The sequence below is a fragment of the Clostridium sp. AM42-4 genome (assembly GCF_003480105.1).
In the GTDB taxonomy this organism is placed as follows: Bacteria; Bacillota; Clostridia; order Lachnospirales; family Lachnospiraceae; genus Brotaphodocola.
This window is the reverse complement of record NZ_QUIK01000010.1, coordinates 1-1,049: the sequence shown is the minus strand read 5'-3', so window position 1 is coordinate 1,049 and position 1,049 is coordinate 1. Positions and strand designations below refer to the sequence as shown.

The window sequence follows — 1,049 nt, the reverse complement described above, 5'->3', positions numbered from 1 at the left end:
GGCGACCCTCTTTTAAAATATTATGTGGATACTACAACGCATGAGATTATACTTTCTTTTTTGGGGAATGTGCAGATGGAAGTCATTTGTGCCATCCTTGAGGAAAAATATCATGTGGAGGCAGAAATAAAAGAGCCTACTGTTATATATATGGAAAGACCGCTTAGAAAAGCAGAATATACCATCCACATAGAAGTCCCGCCAAATCCTTTCTGGGCTTCTGTCGGGTTGTCCATAGAGCCGCTCCCTATTGGAAGCGGAGTGCAGTATGAAAGCAGAGTTTCACTTGGATATTTAAATCAATCGTTCCAAAATGCGGTTATGGAGGGGGTTCTTTATGGCTGCGAGCAGGGGCTGTATGGATGGAAAGTGACAGACTGTAAAATCTGTTTTGAATATGGATTGTATTATAGTCCTGTAAGTACCCCCGCAGACTTTCGGCTGCTTTCCCCTATCGTATTGGAGCAGGCTTTAAAAAAAGCAGGGACAGAACTATTAGAGCCATATCTCCACTTTGAAATTTATGCACCGCAGGAATATCTCTCACGGGCGTATCATGATGCTCCAAGGTATTGTGCAGATATTGTAAGTACTCAGATAAAGAATGACGAGGTCATTCTGAAAGGAGAAATCCCTGCTAGATGTATTCAAGAATACAGGAACGATTTAACTTATTTCACAAATGGGCAGGGAGTCTGCTTGACAGAGTTAAAAGGATACCAGCCAGCTATTGGTAAATTTATTTGCCAACCCCGCCGCCCGAATAGCCGTATAGATAAGGTTCGGCATATGTTCCACAAGTTAGCTTAACAGCTTGCAAAAGTCATATAAAATGAGATTTGAAAGGATTAGAGACTAATTATGATGAAATGCGAATGGATATTGTGTCCTGTTTGTGGGAGCAAAACCCGTAATAAAATTAGGAAGGACACTGTTTTGGAGAATTATCCCCTTTATTGTCCAAAATGCAGACAAGAAAGATTGATTAAAGTTGACAACTTGAAGATAACTGTCATCAAAGAGCCAGACGCTTAAGACGCAGAGCCGAT

Annotated in this window: 1 protein-coding gene and 1 pseudogene; both read left to right on the top strand. The window is 41.0% G+C overall.

What is annotated here, in order from left to right:
• Positions 1-810 (top strand): annotated as a pseudogene (tet(O), locus tag DW922_RS18015) (tetracycline resistance ribosomal protection protein Tet(O)); the annotation flags it as partial.
• Between the two features lie 51 nt (positions 811-861).
• Positions 862-1,035: a cysteine-rich KTR domain-containing protein gene (locus tag DW922_RS09265; RefSeq protein ID WP_002779755.1), complete on the top strand. Its 174-nt coding sequence runs from the start codon at positions 862-864 to the stop codon at positions 1,033-1,035.
• Positions 1,036-1,049 lie beyond the last annotated feature (14 nt).

Excerpts from the sequence above, each read along its gene's own strand:
- DW922_RS09265 (WP_002779755.1), top strand. The coding sequence starts at position 862 with ATGATGAAATGCGAATGGATATTGTGTCCTGTTTGTGGGAGCAAAACC.